21 protein-coding genes are annotated in these 23496 nt (G+C 46.0%); 9 read left to right on the top strand and 12 right to left on the bottom strand.

Annotation, left to right across the window (positions count from 1 at the left end; genetic code table 11):
• The first annotated feature begins 572 nt into the window (after window positions 1-572).
• Window positions 573-1130: a gamma carbonic anhydrase family protein gene (locus L876_RS0115910; protein WP_028764703.1), complete on the top strand. Its 558-nt coding sequence runs from the start codon at window positions 573-575 to the stop codon at window positions 1128-1130.
• Window positions 1131-1133: 3 nt separating this feature from the next.
• On the opposite strand, the gene L876_RS0115905 is transcribed toward L876_RS0115910, so the two are convergent.
• Window positions 1134-1397 carry a DUF1488 family protein gene (locus L876_RS0115905; RefSeq protein ID WP_028764702.1) on the bottom strand — a complete coding sequence of 88 codons (264 nt, stop codon included), beginning with the start codon at window positions 1395-1397 and terminating at the stop codon, window positions 1134-1136.
• A 14-nt stretch (window positions 1398-1411) separates the two neighbouring features.
• Window positions 1412-2233, bottom strand: coding sequence for a shikimate dehydrogenase (gene aroE, locus L876_RS0115900; protein ID WP_028764701.1), 822 nt, complete (start codon window positions 2231-2233; stop codon window positions 1412-1414).
• Between the two features lie 170 nt (window positions 2234-2403).
• On the opposite strand from aroE, the gene L876_RS0115890 reads away from it, so the two are divergent.
• Window positions 2404-2832, top strand: a complete 429-nt coding sequence (locus L876_RS0115890) for a group II truncated hemoglobin (RefSeq protein ID WP_028764700.1) — start codon at window positions 2404-2406, stop codon at window positions 2830-2832.
• 56 nt (window positions 2833-2888) lie between these two features.
• Here L876_RS0115890 and hemF read toward each other — a convergent pair whose 3' ends face one another.
• The 3 genes from hemF to L876_RS0115875 form a co-directional block, all read right to left on the bottom strand.
• The gene (gene hemF, locus L876_RS0115885; protein WP_028764699.1) at window positions 2889-3803 is read right to left on the bottom strand and encodes an oxygen-dependent coproporphyrinogen oxidase; all 915 of its coding nucleotides are present in this window, start codon (window positions 3801-3803) and stop codon (window positions 2889-2891) included.
• Window positions 3804-3821: 18 nt separating this feature from the next.
• The gene (gene tsaC, locus L876_RS0115880) at window positions 3822-4379 is read right to left on the bottom strand and encodes an L-threonylcarbamoyladenylate synthase type 1 TsaC (protein WP_028764698.1); all 558 of its coding nucleotides are present in this window, start codon (window positions 4377-4379) and stop codon (window positions 3822-3824) included.
• Between the two features lie 93 nt (window positions 4380-4472).
• On the bottom strand, window positions 4473-5036 hold the full coding sequence (locus L876_RS0115875; protein WP_028764697.1) for a DNA topoisomerase family protein: 564 nt from the start codon (window positions 5034-5036) through the stop codon (window positions 4473-4475).
• 134 nt (window positions 5037-5170) lie between these two features.
• Here L876_RS0115875 and L876_RS0115870 point away from each other — a divergent pair, with 134 nt between their 5' ends.
• Window positions 5171-6940 (top strand): collagenase, encoded by a 1770-nt coding sequence (locus L876_RS0115870; protein WP_028764696.1) that lies wholly within the window; start codon window positions 5171-5173, stop codon window positions 6938-6940.
• Between the two features lie 52 nt (window positions 6941-6992).
• Here L876_RS0115870 and L876_RS0115865 read toward each other — a convergent pair whose 3' ends face one another.
• From L876_RS0115865 to L876_RS0115855, 3 genes are all read right to left on the bottom strand, one after another.
• Window positions 6993-7466, bottom strand: a complete 474-nt coding sequence (locus L876_RS0115865; RefSeq protein WP_028764695.1) for a DUF494 family protein — start codon at window positions 7464-7466, stop codon at window positions 6993-6995.
• Between the two features lie 2 nt (window positions 7467-7468).
• Window positions 7469-8461, bottom strand: a complete 993-nt coding sequence (dprA, locus tag L876_RS0115860) for a DNA-processing protein DprA (protein ID WP_455678551.1) — start codon at window positions 8459-8461, stop codon at window positions 7469-7471.
• Window positions 8462-8576: 115 nt separating this feature from the next.
• Entirely contained in the window at window positions 8577-9674 is a 1098-nt protein-coding gene (locus tag L876_RS0115855; protein ID WP_028764693.1) for a LysM peptidoglycan-binding domain-containing protein, read from the bottom strand.
• Between the two features lie 125 nt (window positions 9675-9799).
• On the opposite strand from L876_RS0115855, the gene def reads away from it, so the two are divergent.
• From def to L876_RS0115830, 5 genes are read left to right on the top strand one after another with little or no spacing between them, the layout of a single operon-like run.
• Window positions 9800-10312, top strand: a complete 513-nt coding sequence (gene def / locus L876_RS0115850; protein WP_028764692.1) for a peptide deformylase — start codon at window positions 9800-9802, stop codon at window positions 10310-10312.
• Window positions 10313-10319: 7 nt separating this feature from the next.
• Window positions 10320-11294 carry a methionyl-tRNA formyltransferase gene (gene fmt / locus L876_RS0115845; RefSeq protein ID WP_028764691.1) on the top strand — a complete coding sequence of 325 codons (975 nt, stop codon included), beginning with the start codon at window positions 10320-10322 and terminating at the stop codon, window positions 11292-11294.
• On the top strand, window positions 11291-12571 hold the full coding sequence (gene rsmB / locus L876_RS22805; protein ID WP_028764690.1) for a 16S rRNA (cytosine(967)-C(5))-methyltransferase RsmB: 1281 nt from the start codon (window positions 11291-11293) through the stop codon (window positions 12569-12571). The genes fmt and rsmB overlap by 4 nt, the downstream gene beginning before the upstream one ends.
• Window positions 12572-12580: 9 nt before the next feature.
• On the top strand, window positions 12581-13990 hold the full coding sequence (gene trkA / locus L876_RS22800; protein ID WP_028764689.1) for a Trk system potassium transporter TrkA: 1410 nt from the start codon (window positions 12581-12583) through the stop codon (window positions 13988-13990).
• A gap of 28 nt (window positions 13991-14018) precedes the next feature.
• Window positions 14019-15461, top strand: a complete 1443-nt coding sequence (locus tag L876_RS0115830) for a TrkH family potassium uptake protein (RefSeq protein ID WP_028764688.1) — start codon at window positions 14019-14021, stop codon at window positions 15459-15461.
• Between the two features lie 11 nt (window positions 15462-15472).
• On the opposite strand, the gene rlmF is transcribed toward L876_RS0115830, so the two are convergent.
• Window positions 15473-16525, bottom strand: a complete 1053-nt coding sequence (gene rlmF / locus L876_RS21930) for a 23S rRNA (adenine(1618)-N(6))-methyltransferase RlmF (protein WP_051413160.1) — start codon at window positions 16523-16525, stop codon at window positions 15473-15475.
• Between the two features lie 63 nt (window positions 16526-16588).
• Window positions 16589-16996 (bottom strand): flagellar basal body-associated protein FliL, encoded by a 408-nt coding sequence (locus L876_RS0115820; RefSeq protein WP_028764687.1) that lies wholly within the window; start codon window positions 16994-16996, stop codon window positions 16589-16591.
• 186 nt (window positions 16997-17182) lie between these two features.
• Between L876_RS0115820 and L876_RS0115815 the strand changes: the two genes are divergently transcribed.
• The gene (locus L876_RS0115815; protein WP_028764686.1) at window positions 17183-17755 is read left to right on the top strand and encodes a chorismate--pyruvate lyase family protein; all 573 of its coding nucleotides are present in this window, start codon (window positions 17183-17185) and stop codon (window positions 17753-17755) included.
• A 128-nt stretch (window positions 17756-17883) separates the two neighbouring features.
• Here L876_RS0115815 and L876_RS0115810 read toward each other — a convergent pair whose 3' ends face one another.
• Both L876_RS0115810 and L876_RS0115805 read right to left on the bottom strand, forming a co-directional pair.
• On the bottom strand, window positions 17884-20760 hold the full coding sequence (locus L876_RS0115810) for an immune inhibitor A domain-containing protein (protein ID WP_028764685.1): 2877 nt from the start codon (window positions 20758-20760) through the stop codon (window positions 17884-17886).
• Window positions 20761-21142: 382 nt separating this feature from the next.
• Window positions 21143-23329, bottom strand: a complete 2187-nt coding sequence (locus tag L876_RS0115805) for an MGH1-like glycoside hydrolase domain-containing protein (RefSeq protein WP_248674643.1) — start codon at window positions 23327-23329, stop codon at window positions 21143-21145.
• Between the last annotated feature and the right edge of the window lie 167 nt (window positions 23330-23496).

Genomic DNA, 23496 nt, shown 5'->3' with positions numbered 1-23496 from the left:
CTTCAATTAAAGTTTTTTTGAAGCTAAAAGCTTCGGCTCAATGAATTCTGATTCCACATTAAAGACTCGGAAGAATCTCTAACGTGTTGTACATATTGCTATGAACACTCATCTTACATTGAGTAAAATTTTTGATTGCTTTACATCCGAAGACAGAAAAGCAATTTCGAATAACTCAACACCTGTGAGTGTCCACACAGATTTCTTGTTTCATCTTGTTAAAGAGCGTTGGTATCAATCTCTCAGATACCGCCGTTAGACGCTAGGTCGTTGGCTTAGGGATGCGTATTCTACACTTCCCGTTGTTGGCGTCAAGTGATTTTTAAGAAGTTTTTTAACTCTTTCACTTTCAACTCAACTTACTGATTAAATCACTGCTTTCATGTCGCTAAGCGACGCTGTTTGCCGTGTCAGTGGGAGCGCATTATAGGGAGTTATCGGATAGGCGCAAGGCCTTTTTAAAAGAAAAGTGCTACTTTTGCGTTGTTTGCGTGCTTTTTAGCCTGACGAGCTACTTTTTACCCATTATACTGCTATATTCCCAGCACTTTAGGCGTTTTAAGGACTTTTAAGTGACAAACTCTTTACGATTTTATAAGGGTGTTCGCCCTCAGTTTAATAGTAGTGTCTATATTGACGAGGCTTGTGTGCTCGTAGGTGATATCTTTTTAGACACAGACGCTAGCATTTGGCCATTAGTGGCTGCACGCGGTGACGTAAACCATATAAAGATCGGTAAACGCTCAAACATCCAAGATGGCACAGTATTACATGTCACGCGCAAATCACCATCGCGTCCAGAAGGTCATCCTCTTTTGATTGGTGACGATGTCACCATTGGTCATAAGGCGATGTTACATGGCTGCACTGTGGGAAATCGTATTTTAATTGGGATGGGTGCCATTATTCTCGACGGAGCGATAATTGAAGACGATGTAATACTGGGGGCAGGCTCTCTAGTACCACCAGGGAAGGTACTCGAAAAAGGACACCTTTATGTTGGAAGCCCCGCCAAGAAGATTAGACCGCTCACAGAGTCGGAGCTCAAATTTTTACCTGAGTCGGCAGATAACTATGTGCGTTTGAAAAATGAGTATCTAGAGGAGGCCTTACTCAACCTCCCGACTTAGGGTTTACCTTATAAAGATTCGACCTTGCTCATCGAATGCTTCTATTTCGATGAGCGCCTCAGCCTTATCCTCTATATCGAACCGATATTGTTCAAATACCACTAATGCGCTTGCTGGCTCTTCGATTACCTGACCACTTAGCTCACTCAATGACGTTAGGCTGATATAACAGCTTATGTTCATGCCTTGTTGCTGCGCAATAAAATGAACACTAGTTAAGCCAGCAGCCCAATCTGTTGTATCGGTAAAAATGACACTTTGATTCATTATACTTCTCTGGGTTATTGAGCTAATTGCCGACGTAGCGCTGTTAACACTGGTTCCACATCAGCTTCAACACCTCGCCAAAGCGCAAAACTCTTGGCAGCTTGTCCTACCAACATCCCCAATCCATCAATCACCTGCTTGGCTCCCATCTGCTGCGCCCACAAATTAAAAGCCGTGCTCTCTTTGCCGTACATCATGTCATAGCAAACCGTCGTGCGACCAATAATAGCGCTTGGCAGTTTTGGCACCTCACCCGAAAGACTCGATGAAGTTGAGTTAATTATCAGATCAAAAGCCTGATCTAATTGATTCAGTGACCTAGTTTCTATAGGGCCAAATGATGCAAACTCCTTAGCTAGTTTCAGTGCTTTGTCATGGGTGCGATTATGAACCACCAATTGTGTAATCCCACTGTTTAGCAATGGCAAGATAGAACCACGAGCAACACCACCCGCCCCAACCAATAATACACTTTTGCCATTAAGCGAGCCCAGATGACGCTCTAGGTCTGCAACCAAACCAAGGCCGTCAGTATTGTCACCTCGTAAACGCCCAGTCGCATCAACGATTAGGGTATTAACTGCACCCGCCAACTTAGCTTCGTCGCTCAATTCATCACACAAAGTAAATGCCTGCTCTTTAAAAGGTACGGTTACATTAGCCCCCTTTCCACCCTCTGCAATAAATTCATTCAAGCATTGCTCAAAGCCAGCGGTCGGCGCCAAGATTGCTTCATAACTCATGTTTTGCTGTGTCGACTTAGCAAATGCTTGATGGATTAACGGTGACTTACTGTGGCTTATTGGATTACCAAAAACGGCATATCTATCTGTCATCAATCTGTTCGTCTTGTGGGTACACGCGTGCTATCAGTCTACTTAGCTTTCTTGGCAAGATAAAGTCGAACCCATTGGCATATTTTTCATTTGGTATCATCATTGAAACGAGCCATCGAATAGGCTAGTGTGCCGAGGAAATTTTTGACTTATCGCAGACGGTTTCGACAATGAAGTGGCTAAAGACATTATTCGGCAACAAACAAGCACACAGAGACCCTAAACAATCTAACGCCTACGACCGAATTGGCGGAGAAAAAGTCATTGCTGCTCTAGCAAAGCAATTTTACATACAGATGCAAAGCAATTGTGAAACTCAACCATTATTAGCCATGCATAAAGCTCCAATAGCCGAATCAGAACAAAAGCTATTTGAGTTTCTCAGTGGCTGGTTAGGTGGGCCACAGTTGTTTCAGCAGAGGCATGGTCATCCAGCCTTAAAAGCCAGACATATGCCATTTGCGATTGATGTGGCAATGCGCGATCAATGGTTGTTCTGTATGCGACGAGCGATTGAAATAGAGATTAAGGATCCACAACATCAGCAAGCCATTTTTCAGGCGATATCAACTCTTGCTGATCACATGCGTAATCAATAGTTGCAAGTTAAGATAAAGAGCTGTTTTTAGCCCTTTATCTTCACCTCTTTAAACACCTAACAGCTTAACCATTCTCTAGGTTTTAAATAATCGTTATAGAGGACCGCCTCAGGACTTCCCTCTTCTGGGGTATAGGCATATTGCCAACGAACCAATGGTGGCATAGACATCAAAATCGACTCTGTTCGCCCACCCGTTTGTAAACCAAACAGGGTACCTCGGTCATAGACTAAGTTAAACTCAACATAGCGACCGCGACGATACAACTGAAAGTCACGTTCGCGTTCACCATACGGAGTATCTTTACGGCGTTCGACGATTGGAGCGTATGCTTTTAAGAAACCATTGCCAACCGCTTGCATAAAGGCAAAGCTAGTGTCAAAACCTTGCTCATTAAGATCATCGAAAAACAGACCACCGACACCACGCGTCTCATTACGGTGCGGTAGGAAGAAGTACTCATCACACCACTTTTTATACTTAGGATAAACCTCTTCGCCGAAGGGTTCGCAAAGCGCCTTAGCACTTTGGTGCCACTGGACAACATCCTCTTCGAACGGATAGTAAGGCGTTAAATCAAAGCCACCACCAAACCACCATACAGGATCCGCTCCCTCTTTTTCTGCAATAAAGAAACGCACATTTGCATGTGTGGTTGGGATATAGGGGTTTTTAGGATGAATAACTAATGAAACTCCCATCGCCTCAAAACTACGTCCGGCCAACTCAGGACGATGTGCCGTAGCCGATGCAGGCATGGCAGCCCCTGTCACATGAGAAAAATTGACACCAGCTTGCTCAAACACCTGCCCATCTGTCATAACTCGACTGGTGCCACCGCCTCCTTCTGCTCGTGTCCATGAGTCAGCAATAAATTCAGCCTTACCGTCGAGACGCGCTAATCCCTCACATATCTGCCGTTGTAGATTAAGTAAAAATGCTTTCACCTCTATGGTACTTGGCTTGCTCATAATCATTCCTTGTTATTGTTATCTTAAAATCTTGCCACTTATCGCATCGATAATAGTAGAGGGCTTGGGTTCTGCACCGAGTCCACCAGCAACCAATGCGTCAATTTTGCCACCCAACTGCTTAATGACCTCTTCTGCTGTCATCGCTGGATTTTCACCCGTTAAATTGGCACTGGTAGACACAATGGGTTTACCCAGCGCTTGGCACAATGCTTGAACACCAGGATGGCTCGACACTCTTACCGCCAGTGAATTGAATTGACCACATAATAAACGTGAGGTCGTTACCTTAGTCGGCATAATAAAGGTAAAAGGTCCGGGCCACTTATCAAACGCTCGTTGCAGTTGCTCTGCTGTAAGTTGGGTTGAATCAATGTAAGGGGACAACTGCTCAAAATCGCTCGCGACTAAAATAAGCCCCTTTTCCCAAGGTCGCTGCTTTAGCTCAAGCAGTTTGCGAATAGCCTCCTCATTGTCAGGATCACAGCCTAAGCCATATACAGCTTCGGTAGGGTAAGCAATGACGCCTCCGGCTAATACAAGATTTACGACGTCAGGTGGATTTTGTTGCAACATACTGCCTAACCTTCTCTAATAACTGTTAGTGGTTTGCCACTGTTTAATGGCTCGAGATTATACAGACAAAGCTAATACTGACAAACGGCTCACTTATAGTGCGCGTTTATATTTGCACTGTTTCTGCGGACACTCGACTCGCATGCCTGCTGCCCCCTTGCGTTCTACCAATAGACTAAAGCCGCAATCGGGACAGACCTCGGCAACTGGGGGGTAGTTCACCAGAAACTTACACTTGGGATAGGCACTGCATGCATAAAAGCTTTTACCAAACCGACTCGTCCTCTGTTCAATAATGCCTTTTTTACAACTTGGGCAAGCAATCGCGTTATTGGCATCCTCTTGATCATGCTTTTCAATATGCTTGCACTGCGGGTATTGGGTACAGCCGATAAAAATCCCAAACCGACCAGACTTTACCGCAAGCTCTGCAGCACATTCAGGACACTCAGAGCCTTCAATAATCTGCGTTTCGATTGACTCATGATGTACTAGCGGCCGAGTGTAATCACAGGTGGGATAGTTATTACAGCCTACAAATCCACCATGCTTACTGTTTTTTACCGATAATTCACAGCCGCACTTAGGACAGAGCTCATACTCCTTTTCCAAGGCATGCTCGTGTGACGTAAACAGTTGCTGATCAATTTTTGACATGGTTATCTCATTGGCTGAATCTTTGTGCATTTTACCAAGCTCTGATACTGCTTGGGAATCGAATAAGCATCTAATTATAGCTAGTCTTTGCCCACAACAAGAGATATATTGTATACAAAAAACAAGGAGCCACTATGTTATCTCGTTCACTCATCGCTTTATCTCTACTCTATTCGAGCCTAACCCTGCTCTCAGCTTGTAGCACTGTAACACCAATCGATACAGATCCAGCCATTGCACAACAGCTACAAACCACAGATGTCGATCAGTTCTTCACCCATGGTTCGATCCATACCCGAGATAGCTTCAATCAAGCCGTTAAGCTCATTCAAAATGAAAATGATCCAGAGCAGCTGGATAGGCAGCTCTATTTTCTCCGAGCATTTAGCTATTTCGGCCCTTTAGACACACTGACGCTCGAAGACCAACAGCGGCTTACAAACGCATTAACCGCATTATCAAAGCGCCAGGTATTTACTAACGACCCTAGGCTACAAGAACATTTCGCCGTTACCCTTTACCGTTATTACAATACTGATGATACCGCTGTATTACTGAATGAACTGCTACCAATACTCAATACGCAGTTAACACGACTCGCTAAGCAACCAGTCACCAACGCCCATGACTATGCCTTATGGGAAACATTAAAAACTTACGGATTACTGCTAACAGCTGCCCGTAAGCACAATGAGGAAGCGCTAACGAAACAGCTTATCGATGCAGATATTAGCCAAGCGCTATTAGCCTTCGCAGACTCTCCCTACAGTATCCGAGCACAAGAAGACTGGCCACGAGCAAACGCCTATTGGGCACTAGGACAATATCGTCTCGCCCTGCCTAGTGGTGAAGATGGCAATGCCACTGCCGCGGAGTTAGCCATAGATACCGCAGTAGCCAAGATAGCCAAAGCTGATGTCGAACAACGTGGTAGCATCGCGAAGAACACATACACACTCGGCTTCCATGTCAACGCTTTTGCTGGACAAGAAAACTGTGAACAGCAGAGTGAAATTTGTCAGATACCAACACTCACCGAGATCTTACCGATTAACCACTCTTGTTCTGCATCGCTATTTATTCTGGCGCAAGATCTTAATCAACAAGAGTTAGCACAGAGCTGTGAAAAGCTGACCTCGCAAGAAGCTAATTTCCACCAATTACTTCAGACCGAAAATAAGCCAACGGCCAACGATGGGAACAAAGCCCTTCGTGTAGTGGCATTCAAAAACTGGAGCCAATATAACGCCTACGGCCAACTACTATTTGATATTCAAACCGATAACGGTGGTATGTATATCGAAGGGACACCATCAAAACCAGACAACCAAGCGACATTTTTTGCTTATCGCCAGTTTTGGATTGAACCAGAGTTTGCCATCTGGAACCTTAATCATGAGTACGTGCATTATTTAGATGGTCACTTTGTAAAGTATGGCGGCTTTGGCCATTTCCCCAGCAAAATGGTGTGGTGGTCAGAAGGATTGGCCGAATACGTATCGAAAGGCAATGATAACCCGTCAACATTCGAAGTGATTAAGCGAGACATAGAAAAAGCCCCCACATTAGAAGAGATATTTGCCACCGAATATAAAGATGGCCAAGATAGAACATACAAGTGGAGTTACATGGCCATTCGTTTTCTAGCTGAAAAGCACAATGACGATTTTGTACAACTAAGCAGATACCTAAAAACTGACTATTTTGAAGGGTATGAACTATTACTGAGTAAACTCAGCAAACACCAACAGCAATTTGCACTGTGGTTAAATGCTCAAGTTGCTGCCTTCGAAGATAATACAGCGCAAGCCACAGCAAAAATCAACAAACTCAATCGCTACGGTTATCGTGACTATTTAACCCCTAAGCATCTCACGCTAGACAACAAGCATCGGCATTTTTAGCCAGATAAGAAATAAATAAGGAGGCTTTAGCCTCCTTGTTTATTCGATTCCTTTAAGAATGTAGCCTTCCGTCAGGCTGCTCAAAGACGAGATCTTCCATCTGCTCATAGGCGGATTCATTGCCTGGTACATTAAACAACACCATTAAAATCACCCATTTCAAATCTTCTAAAACCAGTGTCGGTTCATCAATTTCCATTACTCGATCGATTACCATCTCCCGAGTCTCGACACTCAATACTTTAATCTGCTCTAGAAACAGTAAAAAACCTCGGCATTCAACATCCAACTTTTCCATCTCGTTCTCGGTATAGATACGAAAGGAGTGCTGATCATGATTGCATAGGTATGGTTGATCACTCTCTTGCAGTGAAGCGAGGCGCTCTAACCAAGACAAGGCCTTGATAATCGCAGACTGATGAAAACCTGCGCGAGTAAGCTCTTGTGTCAACTCATCTTCGTCGACCAACATCTCAACTTCGCTGTGAACATAGTTTTCAAATAGATACATGAGGATATCAAACATGGCTAGCTCCTCTTAAGTCTTATATAACCACCGGGTACTGCTGAAACCCAACCTTGAAGTTCAAGTTCCAACATTTGCTCTAGTACTAGCTCTATCGTTTTTCCACTATGCTCGACCACGACATCTAATGGTGTGGCCTCATATCCTACACTAGCTAACAGCGAGGAAAATGGCAAATCAGAAGCTAACTCCTCCCCTATATGGTGACGCCGATGCAACTCTTCAAGGTGATAATGAGATAAAGCTGCAATCTCTTCTATAATATCGGCCGCCGACTCAACTAACTTTGCGCCATCTCGTAACAAATCATGACAACCTTGATGGTCACCCGCCAAGATATTGCCAGGCACAGCAAACACTTCTCGGCCCTGCTCTAATGCTAATCTCGCCGTGATTAAGGAACCACTTTTTCTGGCCGCTTCAACCACTAATACCCCTAAAGATAGCCCACTTATAATCCGATTACGCTTAGGAAAATTACCAGCAAAAGGTTTCACATCAGGCCAGAACTCACTCACCACACAACCATTGGTTTGAATATCCTTACATAACTGTCGATGACGCTTGGGATAGATAACATCAACTCCTGTTCCCAGCACGGCTATCGTTTTGCCACCCTTGTCGATAGCCGCCTGATGAGCCGCGCCATCTATGCCCGCCGCCATGCCGCTAGCAATGGTAATACCGCACCCCGTTAACTCTTTAGCCAGTTGATAACCTGCTGCCAAACCAGATTGTGAGGCAGCACGACTACCTACCACTGCGATACTAGGATACAACAAAACATCAAGGTCTCCTTTAATAAACAGCAAGGGCGGTGGATCACTGATCTCCAGCAGTAGACTCGGATAATAGTAATCGGTTTGACACAGGATATGGTGGTGTTTCTCTCGAGCCTGCCAAGCTAATGCTGCTTCAACTCGAGAAAAGTCAGGTGTGAACGAGCCTTTCAGTAGCTGCTCAGGCAAAGGAAGTGCATGGGGTTCATGCGCCAATCTTTGCCTAAGCTCCTCTACATCCATGTAATTCAGTAATTGTTTAATCCGAGCAGGTCCTAGCCCAGATACCGCAGAAACAACTAGCCAGTCGACCAGTTTCTCAGTTATCGATTTACTCGCTTTGTAGTAAAGAGTTCGGTTGTATCAGCTTATCTTTCACTCTCACAGGCTTCTCATTAATGAGTATCAGCCCTAAGCTCACCTTATCAAAAACTTTAAACACCATGAGCTTACCACGGTAAATGTCAGGCATCTTAATCTCATTATCTGAAGAGATACTTGACAATAGATCTTCATAAGAGCTGCGGTCTTCAGGCTTAACAGGCTGACCATCACCATCAATCACGATGCCAACGCCATCTCTAAAGATAGAAAAAACATGCCCAGCTTCAACGCCGTCCTTGCTGCCCCTATCAATGTAAACCACATCAAGCTTACCCATTTCACGTACACTTTTTTCGGAAGCGAGTACTGATGCTGGTGTTGTTGCCGCTTGTGGCATAAAGTAGGCAGACATCAAAGAATCATCGCCAATAGGCAAAACTCTATAACCCGCTTTGGTTTCACGCAGGTTACTCAGCAATCGCACTTTCGATATCGGACCAGATTCAATCACCCGGCCACTTGCCGTTAATATCGCTTCCTGGCCTAAATCATCTCCCGATTCAGGGCTTACGAATTGGCGACCTTGGGCATAAACACCGAACTTATCGCCAACCACTAATTGTCCTTGCACATAAACGATATCACCCATCACATGATGCTTAGACTCGCTCTCGCCACCTAAAACCATCGGCTGCTCAGCCAACCAAGCGGCATCGACAACACGGTTTTGCACTAAATAGGGTTGTATCAATGACAAATCTACGGCAGGAATCGCGCCACCTTTGGGTAATACACGACCTTCTGGGCTTTTGCGTATATGCGGTTTAACCACTAGCCTTGGTTCACCATCAATGAAAACCAAGGTTAATTGATCACCTGGATAAATTAAATGAGGATTGGCGATCTGAGGATTCGCGCCCCACAATTTAGGCCAACGCCAAGGGTCCTTGAGGAAGTATGCTGAAATATCCCAAAGGGTATCCCCTTTCTTCACTACATAAGAATCGGGATGCCCTGACTTCAATGTCAGAGTATCAGCGAAAACGAACGAACAACTTAATATCATTAAACCGAGTAAAATTAGTCGTTTCATGGGGGTATCCATGCTGTTTGCCCTTTATATCGAGCTTTTGCTGTTATTGATTGCCACTAAGGATTAAAATTAATCTATTAGCTTAAGTCAGTATAACCAACTGGCTCAAATTTGACAGACTTGTTAAGAGTTTATGTATGAGTTTACTAAAAGTACTACGTTTTCCAGATGAAAGGTTACGCACCATTGCGCAGCCCATTACAGCATTTAACCCTGAGCTGCAGACACAAATCGACAATATGTTCGAGACGATGTATGAAGAGAAGGGAATTGGTCTAGCGGCTACCCAAGTTGATTACCACCATCAATTAATTGTAATGGACCTGCAAGATGATGTTGAACGACCAAAAGTTTTCATTAATTTGGAAATTATTGAAAAAAGTGGTGATTTTTCAAACGAAGAGGGATGCCTTTCCGTTCCAGGGATCTACGCTAACGTTGATCGTGCTGAATTTATTACTATCAAAGCACTCGACCGTCACGGTAACGAGTTCACTTTAGAGGCCGATGGGCTATTTGCTATCTGCCTGCAACATGAACTTGACCATCTCGAAGGCAAACTATTTGTTGACTACTTGTCGCCACTCAAACGGCAGCGTATTAAACAAAAACTCGAAAAAGCGGCTCGACTAGAAGCAAAGCAAGGATAACTAGCACTTGAAACCACTCAATATTCTCTTTGCAGGAACACCAGATTTTGCCGCCCGTCATTTACAGGCTCTAATCGAATCCGAGCACAATGTCATCGGTGTTTATTCACAACCCGACAGACCCGCTGGACGAGGCAAAAAACTGCAAGCCAGCCCAGTTAAAGCGTTGGCATTAGCCCATGGCATTTCAGTCTATCAACCTGCGAGTCTTCGTAATGAAGCGGCACAAGCTGAGCTCGCCTCACTCAATGCCGATATCATGGTGGTTGTTGCCTATGGATTAATCCTGCCTCAAGTCGTGCTAGATACACCTAAACTAGGCTGCATTAATGTTCACGGTTCGATCTTGCCACGTTGGCGCGGAGCCGCTCCGATTCAACGTGCCCTATGGGCCGGCGATGAAGCAACAGGCGTAACCATTATGCAGATGGATATTGGTTTAGATACTGGCGATATGTTATTAAAAACCCATCTGCCAATTGAAGACAGTGACACCTCTGCCAGCCTATATGAAAAGTTAGCCTTACAAGGACCCGACGCACTAATCGACGCATTAGCCGGTATTGCTAAGGGGACGCTCAAAGCCGAGCCACAAGATGAAACTCTAGCTAACTACGCAGAAAAGCTCAGTAAAGAGGAAGCGTTGCTAGACTGGAACAAGCCAGCGGTACAACTTTGGCGAGAAATTCGAGCATTTAATCCTTGGCCAGCCAGTCATTTCTCACACATGGATGCCACCATTAAAGTGTGGCAAGCCAGTGTCAAAGAGCAAGTCAGCAATTGTGAAGCTGGCACCATTATTACCGCCGACAAACAAGGGCTGGCCATAGCGACAGGCGACGGTGTCTTGGTATTAGAGACAATGCAACTTCCAGGCAAGAAAGCGATGCCAGTAGCGGATATTCTCAACTCACGCGGCGAATGGTTTACCCCTGGTTCGCAGTTACAGCACGCAACGCACAGTGAGGCGAAATCATCATGAATTTGCGAGCCCTCGCGGCCAAGGTGATCTTCCAAGTGCTTGAAAAGGGCGTATCACTATCAGTCGCACTGCCTGAACAGCAACAAAAGCTCTGCAGCGGTAAAGATAAAGCCTTACTTGCCGAACTAAGCTATGGCGTGATGCGTCATCTGCCTCAACTCGACAAGCTGGTGAGCGATTGCATGAACAAGCCCATGAAGGGCAAGCAGCGCATTGTGCATCAACTCCTGTTAATTGGCTGCTATCAACTCTATTTCACCCGTATTCCTAGCCATGCCGCGATTTCTGAAACCGCTGAAGCGTGTCGCCAATTAAAGTTCGAAGGCTTAGTAAAGGTTGTCAATGGTGTATTGCGCAACTTACAACGTAATCAAGCACCGCTGCCGACCGACAATGAAACCTTAGCTTTTAATACCCCAGCCTGGATAATTAAGCGCTTACAAGCAGCCTATCCTGAGACATGGCAACAGGTCATTGAGCAAAGCCACCAGCGTCCGCCGATGTGGTTGCGTAACAACCAACTGTCGCAAACTCGTGAGCAATATCTAGCGCAGCTCACTAGTTTAGAGATCCCCGCGACAGAAGGCAGTAGCGCCAATGCCATACTACTCGACAGTCCAAAAGATGTGGCCATGTTGCCAGGCTTTGCCGACGGCGCAGCATCGGTGCAAGATGGTGCCGCACAATGGGCGGCCACACTGCTGGCCCCTGCCGCTAACGACTTAATCCTCGATGCCTGCGCAGCACCAGGAGGTAAAACCTGTCACCTATTGGAAACAGAGAATAGTATCGATTTAGTTGCCGTCGATTTTGATGTAAAGCGACTAGAACGGGTTCAGCAAAACCTTGACCGCTTATCACTAAACGCAAAAGTGGTTCACGGTGATGCGGCAAACATAGATTCATGGTGGCAAGGGGAGAAATTTGATCGCATCTTGCTCGATGCACCTTGCTCAGCAACAGGGGTGATCCGTCGTCATCCCGATATTAAGTGGCTGCGCAAGCAGGCTGATATTGAAGAGTTGGCCACACTGCAGTCACAAATTTTAGATCACTGCTGGCAGTGGTTAAAACCAGGTGGCACACTGCTCTATGCGACCTGCTCCATTTTGCCACAAGAGAATGCCGAACAGATCAGTGCATTTTTGGCGAGAACGAAAGATGCAACACTCATTCCTATCGCTCAACAACCCAATAGCGATGATGTCGGCTGGCAAATTACGCCTGGCCAAGACAATATGGATGGGTTTTATTACGCTCGCCTGATTAAGGGATAACGTTAGGCTATGAAAATTATCATATTAGGTGCTGGTCAAGTTGGCGGCACTCTGGCTGAAAACTTAGTTGGTGAAAATAACGATATCACCATCGTCGACAACGACCGTGAGCGCTTACGATCACTACAAGATAAGTATGATCTGCGTGTCGTGCTCGGCCATGGAGCCCATCCAGGCGTCCTCAAAGACGCCGGCGCAGAAGATGCCGATATGTTAATTGCGGTGACCAATAGTGATGAGTGCAATATGGCAGCCTGTCAAATTGCCTATTCACTGTTTGGCACACCCACAAAAATTGCCCGAATCCGCTCAGAGCAGTACCTCGCCCTACGCGACAAACTGTTTATCGATAGCGAAACCAAAAACAGTGAAAACCGCCCTCGTGGTGGTTTTATTATTGATGAACTCATCGCACCCGAGCAGTTAGTCACCGCGTACATTCGCCGCTTGGTTGAATACCCTGGTGCCCTGCAGGTATTAGAGTTTGCAGAAGGTCGGCTAAGCTTGGTGGCCGTCAGAGCCTATTATGGTGGCCCACTAGTCGGTAATGCTTTAGCTGCTTTGCGTGAGCACATGCCCAATATTGATACCCGGGTTGCAGCTATTTTTAGGCAAGGTCGCCCTATCATGCCACGCGGTACCACCATTATCGAAGCCGATGATGAAGTCTTCTTTGTTGCTGATAGTCGTCACGTGCGCGCAGTAATGAGTGAGATGCAAAAGCTCGATAACACCTATAGAAATATTATGATTGCTGGCGGGGGTAACATTGGTCTTGGGTTAGCCAAACAGTTACAGCGCAACCATTCGGTTAAGCTGATTGAACATCGCCAAGAGCGTGCCGAGGCCCTATCCGAGAAACTCGAAAATACCACGGTTTTCTGTGGTGACGCCTCGGATCAAGAGCTGCTGTTAGAAGAACACATAGATCAAACTGATGTATTCATTGCGGTCACCAATGACGATGAAGCCAATATTATGGCTGCATTATTGGCCAAGCGCATGGGCGCAAAAAAGGTGATGGTGCTAATCCAACGAGAAGCCTATGTCGATATTGTCCAAGAAGCGAATATCGATATTGCCATCTCCCCACAACAAGCCACTATTTCGGCACTACTGACTCACATTCGTCAAGGTGATATCTGTAACGTTTACTCCTTAAGACGCGGCGCAGCGGAAGCCATTGAAGCAATAGCTCACGGCGACCCAAGCACCTCTAAAGTGGTGGGTAAACAGATAAGCGAAATCAAACTGCCACCAGGTACCACCATCGGCGCGATTGTACGCGATGAAGAGGTATTGATGGCACACGACAAAACGGTAATCGAACAGGGTGACCACGTGATTCTCTTCTTAGTGAACAAGAAGTTTATTGGTGAAGTGGAAAAACTGTTCCAACCTAGTGCCTTCTTCTTTTAAGCACTAAACGTCACAACCTGAGCCTATTATGCTAAATATTCGGCCATTGCTATTCATTTTAGGCGTGTTTTTGTCAACCTTAACCGCCTTTATGTTTATTCCACTGCTCTTCGCCCTACTTTACGGCGAAGAGACTGTGGGTGCATTTATGATAGCCTCATTGGCAACAGGTACTTGTGCCAGTGCGTGTATGCATCAAGGCCAGAGCCAAAACTTACGCCTAAACATTCGCGATATGTTTCTGCTCACCAGCCTCACTTGGCTCATTGTCAGCCTTTTTGCAGCAATGCCATTTACTCTCTATCACGGCATCAACTATACCGACGCTTTCTTTGAAACCATGTCGGGTATCACTACCACTGGTTCAACTGTACTATCAGGGTTAGATAGCATGGATCACAGCATCCTAATCTGGCGCTCGTTGCTACAGTGGATGGGCGGTATTGGCTTTATCGTGATGGCGGTTGCTATTTTACCCTTCTTAAACGTCGGGGGAATGCGTCTATTTCGAACAGAATCATCAGATTGGAGCGATAAGGCAGTCCCTCGCACCCAAGATATGGCCAAGCACCTGTTTTACGTTTATATCGCACTAACTGTACTGTGTGGAATTGCCTATCACGCCGCTGGGATGAACTGGTTTCAAGCAATTAACCATGCTATGACCACACTGTCGACCGGTGGCTATTCGACCTCAGACAGCTCAATGGCTGCATTTTCCCACCAGGCTCACTGGGTGGGTACACTCTTTATGGCCGCTGGGGGTTTACCCTTGCTCATGTTTGTCCATATGATCTCACAGCGCTCTATGCGAATTTGGAATGACGATCAGGTCAAAGGGTATTTGTGGTTTCTGTTATTTGTATCTTGTGGTTTAGCCTTCTGGTTGTGGCAAGGTCACGATATGACCCCAGCAGATGCTTTGCGGCTCGCCAGCTTCAATGTAGTCTCGGTCGTCACCACCACAGGTTATGGCCTAACGGATTATACGGCGTGGGGCGCGTTAGCCAATGTCGCTTTTCTATTTCTAATGTTTGCAGGCAGCTGCTCTGGCTCAACCTCAGGCGGGATTAAAATCTTTCGTTTTCAAATTGCTATCTCGATTATGCGCGAGCAACTCAAGCAGCAATTTCATCCCAACGGTGTCTTTAAAGAGCGCTACAATGGGCGCTCGATAACAGAAGATATTGTCCGGTCGTTGGTGACCTTTATTCTGCTGTTTTTGATTGTGATTGTGCTGCTATCAGTCATTTTAGTGATGACAGGCCTAGACCCTACCACCAGCTTTACCGGCGCAGTAACTGCGGTGACCAATGTTGGCCCAGGGTTAGGACCTGTAATTGGTCCAGCCGGTAACTTTTCAACACTACCTGACATTGCCAAATGGGCTTTAGCCATAGGGATGTTACTAGGAAGACTTGAGATCTTAACCGTAGCGGTACTACTACACCCGAACTTCTGGAAATATTAGCCCGTTAGTCATTAGCTACGGTATTTATGCCACAGGATACGTTGCGCTGGTGTGAGAAAGCTCCAAGCTAGTACCCTGGTGAGCTTATTGCCTTGGGCCATCTCAATGGTTTTAACGGTAACGGCACCTACCTGTTTCAACGCCTGATAACAAGGCTTTAGGTTCTCTTTCTTAGACACCAAACTGGTAAACCATAAACACTGACTGGAAAAATCACCACTCTCTTTAATCATATCTTTTAGAAAACGTTGCTCGCCCCCTTCGCACCACAATTCTGCTTTTTGGCCACCAAAATTTAGCTTTGGCTCAACCAAGTTTTTCGCAGAATTTCTTGTATGACCCTTAGCCTGACGATTGGCTGCAAGGTTCTTTATCTTTCGTTCAGTGCCAGCGCTCGCTTCGGCAAGGGATGAATGAAACGGAGGGTTACATAACGTAAGATCAAAGCGTTCATCGGCATTAATCACCCCTTTAAAAATAGCGTGATGATTGGTTTGCAACCGCAGTGCAACCTTGCCTTGCAGGCTCGGGTTTTGCGCAATAATATTACCGACATTGGCAACCGATACTGGGTCAATATCACTGGCGACAAATCGCCAGCCATAACTCTGCACACCAAGCAGTGGATAAACACCATTTGCGCCAGTCCCAATATCGAGCACCGCAACTTTAGGCCCAGTCAGCAATTTATCTTTACGAGCCAACTTCCCTTTCTCAGCCTCGGTTAGTAAGTCTGCCACATGGTGAATATAATCGACTCTTCCAGGGATAGGCGGACAAAGAAAGCCGTTAGGAATATCCCAATATTGCAACCGATAATGTAACCTAAGCAGAGCCAAATTCAATGTTTTGACCGCATCGGGATTGGCAAAATCAATCGATGGATTACCATATGGATTAGGACGAACAAACGCCGCTAACGCGGGAGTATCTGCAACCAACGCAGCAAAATCATAACCGTCTTTATGTTGGTTTCTCGGATGTAAACTAGATGACTTTTTACGGCGCTCGACGCGATCAATATTGGTATTGTCTGCTGAGCGCGATGCGCGAGGCTTTTTCATGGGAGATGACCACTATGACACTGCGCCGCCAATTCAGTGAACTAGCGGCAAAAAATAAGGAAATTAATCGTATAGGTATTTAGTAAAAAGTAGATTCACCACCAATGGCTTACCAATTTCTTGCTCAAGCAAGCGGTTAAGGGTGTCGTAACACTCACGACGAATCTCCTCTTTCCCCGTCAGCGATTTAACTTTGTCTTCTGTTTGCGCACCTAAAATCTCAATAATCGCTGCACGTAACAGTGGATCATGGTGCTCTAGCACCATCAGGTCTTCAGGTACTTTCACCATAAGCTCGACACTAATGCGAACAAAGCCTAATTTCTTTCTATTGGAGATATAGTTAGTCACGATATCTGGCTCAAAGCCATAATAGGCATAAGTGTCTACGGTCTCTCCCTCTTCCGCAAAGACGTTGACACTCAACAAGCTCGACATCATTATCAGCAATAGCAGCCCAAACTTTTTCATATCTGATGAACACTCCATTATTTCTATTACATTGCTGAGGTCATGAACCTTAGTCCACAATTGATTTCGCTATTTCTCAATTAGGTTAACGGCAAACACTCTCATTGCTTTAATACCAATCATTACCGATTTCTGGTCGCAGCATGTTAAACTGACGGCGTTTGTGAGCATTGTACCGAGAATTAAATGAGTGTGACTAGCTTAAGCTTTCCTTATGGTGAATCAATCCAATGGTATTCACCGGAACAGATCCCACAGCTGCCTTTGCAGCCTTTAAAAAATTGGCTGTTAGCTTGTGGTAGTTTAACTCAAAAACTCAAGTCTCACTGCAATCAATTTGAAGTAAAGGTGCTAGGCGAAGATATTCTGCCACCATTAGCAGGCGAGTTTCCTCAACAACAGCAGGCTTGGGTTCGCGAAGTACTTTTATGTCTTGACGGTGTGCCATGGATATTTGCCCGCACCTTAGTCCCTGGGACTCTTCTACAAAAATCCACGGCTAACTTCTTAGCGTTAGGCTCTCGTCCACTCGGCGAACTATTATTTACCAGTGACCAATTTATTCCAGGAAGGATAGAGGTAAGCCAATTTACCCCCTGCGCTAATTTGGCCAGCCTAATCGACTCTGTAGGCCAATCGAAGCAATCATCATTATGGGGACGCAGACGCTATTTTGCTCATCACGATCAAGCATTGATCGTCTGTGAAATATTTCTGCCCGCCGCGCAGGCCCATATAGAAGCCAATAATCTGATTTAACGCATCATAAATAACGCCCCGTATTACACTAGCGTTAGTCCAATGAGCCTATCTCTATTTCTTATTGCGAGCATTGATACCACTTGCATAAAAAACGCCTCTATTCAGAGGCGTTTTTTAGGGGATATCTATGCCCTGCGGCGAAGACCTAACAATAATAGGGCCGACATGCTTAGCCAACCAAGGCTGCCACCGCCTGAGCTTTTTTCTGGTTCAACAACCGGTGGCACAACGACAGGGGGCACAACCACAGGCGCTGTAACGACAACGGCTTGGCTCACTGTTGAAGTATTATTACTTGCATCGGTTACCGTCAAAGTCACAGTGTAGCTTCCTGCTTGATTGTAGGTATGCGTTGGAGATTGCTCTGCACTATTAGTACCGTCGCCAAAGGCCCATTGGTAACTTAGCGCACCAACACCTGCCAACGTTGAATCGGTAAAAGTCACTTGCAGATCGCTAGCAACGAAGCTAAATCCAGCTGCTGGCGGTACTTCAACTTTAAGCAAAATAAGGTCTGTAGCACTAACCCCTTTGCCATCGGTCACGGTTAATGACACCGCGTAATCATCCGATTCGCTGTAGACGTAGGTCGGAGACACTTCTGTACTGGTTGCACCAATCACACCAAATTCCCAAGCGTAACTGTAGTTACCATCACCACCTGCCACATTTGCACTAAAACTGACACTGCCAAAAGTTTGCTGGGCCATCACATCCACCGTAACTGGAACGGGTTCAGGCTTGGGCTCCGGCGTAACGGGCTCACCGCTATAAGTGAAACGCACCGTTGCACTACTTGAGTCATTACTTTGTGCAAGCACTTCCATGCTCAAGCCTATCGCTGGCAATATGATTCCTGATTGAGGTTGCAATGGCGCGCTGTAATCTTGGCTATCCTCAAACAGGCTATTAGCATTTAAGTGGTTATCATTAAAGTAGGTAGATTGATTAAACATGCTGAATGTAGCATCGCGGATCTGAGTTGCACTGCCGTAGCTGCCTATCAAATTTTGATCCGCATCGACAACACCAATCAAACCTGAACCAGGATGTTCGCTTGAGTTATTATCAGCCACATTAAAGTCTTCTAACCACAATAATACACCCGGTTCATAAGAGTGACTCGCCAATCCTGCGTCCACGCCATTGTGGCTGCGTAACTGCACTAAATAGCGACGTTCTGCACCAGGGCGATTGTTATCGATACGGGCAAAACCACCAGAAAGGGTCATCTGGCCATCCAACTCTGCGCCATCACTATAAATTTCGCTTGTACCGTCGAGCAGCTTAATCTCATCAATCACCAAACCGTAGTCGCCAACGGCTTGGTCAGTAAAATAGACAATACTGATTTGACGGTTTGAGCCCGCATAACCAGACAGATCAAACGTTAAATCAACCCAACTATCAGCCCCTTCAGCGCCGGGAACCTCAGATGATTTACCTGTAATAATGTTCTTAGCATTATTGGTCGGGTTGCTCGCCTTAGTATGATTACCATTTAGTGCGACTCCGTCGACCATCACTTGGGCATAATCATAATCTAACTCAATATTCCAATGTGCCTTCATCGTCAACGTCAATGCAGTACTGACAGGTAATTCAGTAGAAAATGCCGCCGCAGTGCTGATCATATTTCCCTGACCAGAATAATATTGATAACTGCCAGCATAAGGGAGTTTAAAGGCAATATCGGCAGGCGGAAGTTTCACCGCGATCTGGTTAACTTGAGTATTGTCTACGGCTTCAACCAGCGCGACATCTAATCCGTTCGATGGAATATCACTTAGCGTTAATACCTCTTCAGTTAACCACTTACCTTTATATTTGTTCTGCAGATAAGAGCGAGCATAGGGGCTGAAGCCAACAGGCTCTGTGCCTGCAATCGCACCAGTCCAACTACCACCAGACATAATTGACCACGAGCCAACAGGCGAGCCATCGCCTTTATTGGTGGTGTCATATTCATCAGGCAAACCTAAATCATGCCCAAACTCATGCACCACAACACCAGCGGCAGCATCAATTGGTTGAATGGTATAGCCAAAGACTTTTTTACCTGTGCCAGGAATAGTGTAACCTGGCGCGCTGCCCTCATAGACAAAGAATCGGTGTGACCAAATAGCATCATCACCTAACACCCCGCCGCCCGCTTCTTCACCGATACTGGAATGAAACAGCATCACGTGGTCAATATCGCCATCGGGCTCATCAAGGTTGCCGTCATTATCGACATCATAAGGGTCTTCAACATCATAACTGGCAATTTCAGCACTCGTCATGCTAGCCAACGCTTGAGTCACAGCCTCTTTAACTAATTCTGGAACCGCCTTATCACTGTCATCATTATCGGGATCATTAACGCCGTAATAGGCCGCGTTTTGGCTCGCGGTATACCAACCTTTAACATCACCCGTAAAAGAGAAACTACCACCGGATTCTGCTTGATAATATTGATAACCGGTCATTAGGTTTTGCCCTTGAGGACCGGTGAAACCTGTGGGAGAGAACATCAGGTTATTATAATGACTGGTGGGATAGTCGGCATAATACATAGCAGTATCACTTGCACTTAAACGATTATTGTCATGGGGCAAATCAGGGAAATCGATCAATATGCCAAGCACTTTTACCGTCTTATTGATATCTGCATCAGCTTGTGGCGATGCGAAACTCATGGTCCGAGCGCTTTTTGACTGTTTAAGACGTTGTCGCTGCTGTTTCTCGAGCGACTCTTGAATCAATAAGCCCTTACTTTGGAAGCCTGACGCTCTATGAGTATAGGCTGCTAGCGCTGCACGCTTTTGTTCATCACTTGCATCAGCGGCCAACTCGCCGCGCTTGACCATCCAGTAAAGAATACGCTCTTCATTAATGACGCCGGCATCTGCTGTCGGTGCTAGAGTGCTGACATCCAAAGGCGCCGCAATGCTTGAGGTGCTCGCTAACATCAATGACAGACTCAGCGCCGTCAATGTCCCCACGTAATATTGATTTTTCATACTGCAAATATCCTTGTGCCTGTCTATTGCTGCTGTAATGACGATCGATATCGATACAACATCTTAGGCATATGCAATGCTAATAATAATTCTAGTCAGAACTTTGAAGGAAGAAGGAAGTTTCTAGCGATCTATACGCAAGGCTCAATGACCTAAGCCTAGGATTAGCGATCGACAGGTATTAGCGTAAACCCTAGTTTAAACGCAACAACAACACCTAAAGTCTGACACAAAACATTAACAGCATTTTGCGCTAGAGAATAGATCTCCACCGATATTTTTCGCTAATTTCCAATATAAATTGGTTTAACAATCGTTAATATGCGCTCACCGCAATGCTCGCCACTTACGCCAGCGAGGCAGCGAACGGTTACGTTACACCTTAGTGTAACCATCTGCTGTAGCTTAGTAAAAACACCGATGCTGACCAACTAAAATTGGTGCAGTGTAAACCATGACCCGTTAACGGGTCATAATTCTCACGGATCGGCGCCTGGACTAACGCCCCTTCTGCATGGTCAACCAACTGCCGAGCAAGCTTTTTCGTCAAGGCGCCATAGCCATAGCGCTCAATTCCCTTGAGTGCAAATAGCGTTTGGTCCAACCATACTGGCCCACGCCAGTATTTTGTGGCAGCAAAGGCGGGGTTGTCAGCACTCACGGTCGGAAATGGCAGCCGTGTACCAAAACGCTCAGGAGTGATATGACGAGCAACCATGGTTTGCGCCTGCTCCTCACTCGCCGCACCTGCCCATAAAGGTAACCAACCTTCGACCCCCTTGCCTTGGGCGATCATCAAATAATCCTTCTGTTTGTCGAAGCGACGATCGTAAAAGAATCCCGTCTTAGCATCATAAAACGCCGTTTGTATCAGTTGTGCTAGCTGGTTAGCTTCATCTTGCCAATGTTGTTGCTCAGAAGGCAGGGCTAACCGCTGAGCTATCTTTGCAAGAAACTGTTTTTCAGCATACAGGTAACTATTGAGGTCCACCGACTCCTGTGACAATGAATACCCCAGCAATTGCCCAGTATCATCAAGATTTTCGAGCACCTGTATACCCGCAACATCATCAAATCTCGGCGCATTATCCATACCAGACTCCCATGCTGCCGCTTCAATTATCGCCTCCCGGTTTGGCTTACCTTCTTTAAGATGCGCCGGGTGGTTATTCGCACCATATTCAGCTAAACCATTTCCATCATGATCCCGATTGCGATACCACCACTGATGATAGGCCACCAATTTAGGGTACATCTCAATCAAGAAGTCTCTGCTTTGGCTTGCCTCATCAATCTGCCACACCGCCCAAGCAGCTAGAGGCGGCTTACCATTGCGTTCATTCCAGTTACCTCCACTACCACCGCGGCTGATATCGCGATTAAAAAAGATCGCATCGGGCAAATTACCGGCATCCTGCGGTCGTACCTTATCGTCGGCTGTAAACTGGTAATCAAACATCGCCCGAACATTGGATTTCGCCAACTCGGTATCAAATTGTGCCAGTGCAACGGCTTGCTTCCAGCTATCCCATGCCCAAACACCATTAAACCACTTGTAGGTTACTGAAGGCGTAACCGCATCATGTTTAATCGCTCCTGCCGGACTACGCCAATTATGAATAAGTGTCACCATACTCTTGGCCGCAAGTCGCCGCTGCGGGAGCGCGCCACCTTTCATCAAACGTTTAAAGCGTGATGACCAGCGCTGTTGATTTTGGTCAATCTGCATTGACGCCCGGTGCCAGTCGATAGACCCATAGGCATCACGCTCTTGATGCTGATGAAAGTAGCGCTGTGCTGAACGCAAGGTTAACTGCTGTTTAGGGGCCAAAGCTAAAGGCTGACTCTGCGCTTGATAGCCATGAGATTGATCTAAGGTTATCTGTGTATCCTGTTCAAACAGCAACTGATATTGAGCATCATCAAGCTGCATCGTCCATGTCTCATCGATCGACGTAAAGGACCATTGAACCTGGTTTTCACTCATCTCACTCTGTGCAATTACAGCGTGTTTAGGTAAGTGGGGGTGGCGATTAAAAGGCTGACCAGACCAAGTTAGTTGCCATTGCTGTGGGCTGTCTGACAGGTTAGTTAACGTCGTCGTGATAATTGCTGTGCGTGAGTCGCTGTATTGTAATCGAGTCTCTAAGGCAACATCTGCCCATTGGAACTGTTGCACCAAACCTTGAGGTTCACTATAAATATGCTCAATGGGGGCGCTAGCAAGATCTAGGTAATCACCCGTTTGAAGATTGCGTAATTTTAGTCGCTGTAAACTGTCACTCAAGTGCAAACTATACTCTTGCGCGATAAATAATGGCCCGGTAAAGCTGCCGTAATATGCGGGGTCATTGGGTAGATGAAATCCATGCCAAGCCCCCATATCGATATATACCGCAGGGATGACTAAGTTCCCTTGCTTATCTCGTTGCTCCATGGACTGCGGCACGCCACTATAGGGCAAAAGGTTGCGATACTCATGAATTAAAGCCGTTGCAGAGAAGCTACTGCTAAGCACACCAAGCACAAGTAACGGTCTACAAAGTCTACGCAAAAACGAATAAGTCACAGCAACACCAACATTGAATACAATATGCAGATAATTACAGGGTTATCGATGAGATGCAAGTTTATGGCGTTTTTGAGGGCTTGAGGGCTTGAGGGCTTGAGGGCTTGAGGGCTTGAGGGCTTGAGGGCTTGAGGGCTTGAGGGCTTGAGGGCTTGAGGGCTTGAGGG

It is taken from the genome of Shewanella colwelliana ATCC 39565 (assembly GCF_000518705.1).
Taxonomy (GTDB): domain Bacteria; phylum Pseudomonadota; class Gammaproteobacteria; order Enterobacterales; family Shewanellaceae; genus Shewanella; species Shewanella colwelliana.
This window is presented reverse-complemented; position numbering and strand designations above follow the sequence as displayed.

What these genes read in the sequence shown, in the direction of transcription:
- L876_RS0115890 (WP_028764700.1), top strand. Translation starts at nt 2,404, where the DNA reads ATGAAGTGGCTAAAGACATTATTCGGCAACAAACAAGCACACAGAGAC.
- rsmB (WP_028764690.1), top strand. Translation starts at nt 11,291, where the DNA reads ATGAATTTGCGAGCCCTCGCGGCCAAGGTGATCTTCCAAGTGCTTGAA.
- def (WP_028764692.1), top strand. Translation starts at nt 9,800, where the DNA reads ATGAGTTTACTAAAAGTACTACGTTTTCCAGATGAAAGGTTACGCACC.
- L876_RS0115870 (WP_028764696.1), top strand. Translation starts at nt 5,171, where the DNA reads ATGTTATCTCGTTCACTCATCGCTTTATCTCTACTCTATTCGAGCCTA.
- L876_RS0115815 (WP_028764686.1), top strand. Translation starts at nt 17,183, where the DNA reads ATGAGTGTGACTAGCTTAAGCTTTCCTTATGGTGAATCAATCCAATGG.
- trkA (WP_028764689.1), top strand. Translation starts at nt 12,581, where the DNA reads ATGAAAATTATCATATTAGGTGCTGGTCAAGTTGGCGGCACTCTGGCT.
- L876_RS0115865 (WP_028764695.1), bottom strand. Translation starts at nt 7,466, where the DNA reads ATGTTTGATATCCTCATGTATCTATTTGAAAACTATGTTCACAGCGAA.
- L876_RS0115830 (WP_028764688.1), top strand. Translation starts at nt 14,019, where the DNA reads ATGCTAAATATTCGGCCATTGCTATTCATTTTAGGCGTGTTTTTGTCA.
- rlmF (WP_051413160.1), bottom strand. Translation starts at nt 16,525, where the DNA reads ATGAAAAAGCCTCGCGCATCGCGCTCAGCAGACAATACCAATATTGAT.
- L876_RS0115810 (WP_028764685.1), bottom strand. Translation starts at nt 20,760, where the DNA reads ATGAAAAATCAATATTACGTGGGGACATTGACGGCGCTGAGTCTGTCA.
- tsaC (WP_028764698.1), bottom strand. Translation starts at nt 4,379, where the DNA reads ATGTTGCAACAAAATCCACCTGACGTCGTAAATCTTGTATTAGCCGGA.
- hemF (WP_028764699.1), bottom strand. Translation starts at nt 3,803, where the DNA reads ATGAGCAAGCCAAGTACCATAGAGGTGAAAGCATTTTTACTTAATCTA.
- L876_RS0115855 (WP_028764693.1), bottom strand. Translation starts at nt 9,674, where the DNA reads ATGGATACCCCCATGAAACGACTAATTTTACTCGGTTTAATGATATTA.
- L876_RS0115875 (WP_028764697.1), bottom strand. Translation starts at nt 5,036, where the DNA reads ATGTCAAAAATTGATCAGCAACTGTTTACGTCACACGAGCATGCCTTG.
- aroE (WP_028764701.1), bottom strand. Translation starts at nt 2,233, where the DNA reads ATGACAGATAGATATGCCGTTTTTGGTAATCCAATAAGCCACAGTAAG.
- L876_RS0115820 (WP_028764687.1), bottom strand. Translation starts at nt 16,996, where the DNA reads ATGAAAAAGTTTGGGCTGCTATTGCTGATAATGATGTCGAGCTTGTTG.
- L876_RS0115905 (WP_028764702.1), bottom strand. Translation starts at nt 1,397, where the DNA reads ATGAATCAAAGTGTCATTTTTACCGATACAACAGATTGGGCTGCTGGC.